Below are 340 nucleotides of genomic sequence, written 5' to 3' on the forward strand. Positions count from 1 at the left end.
CTTCAAGAAGTGGAGATGGCGTTTTATCAATTGCCAGCGCCGGTAGCAGCATTACCTGCTGTTGTGTTGGGTATTGTGTTAAGCAAAGACAAGCTGAATACCGCTATCGAACAGTTTCTGCGAGGTGTTGGGCATACTGACATTATCGCTATGTGTGTTATCTACTTGCTAGCCGGTGCATTTGCCGCTGTAGCGAGTGCGACTGGCGGTGTAGAAGCGACGGTAAACCTGGGATTGGCGATGATCCCAACAGCGCTTATCTTGCCTGGCATATTCATAATCTCTGCATTCATTGCTACATCGATGGGTACCTCTATGGGCACCATTGCCGCTGTTGCGC

1 pseudogene is annotated in these 340 nt (G+C 49.7%); it reads left to right on the top strand.

Going from position 1 to position 340, the window contains the following annotated elements:
- Nucleotides 1-340: pseudogene (locus AB4585_RS26500) on the top strand (Na+/H+ antiporter NhaC family protein); the annotation flags it as partial.

The sequence above is a fragment of the Vibrio sp. 10N.222.49.C9 genome, from assembly GCF_041474985.1.
GTDB lineage: Bacteria > Pseudomonadota > Gammaproteobacteria > Enterobacterales > Vibrionaceae > Vibrio > Vibrio crassostreae_C.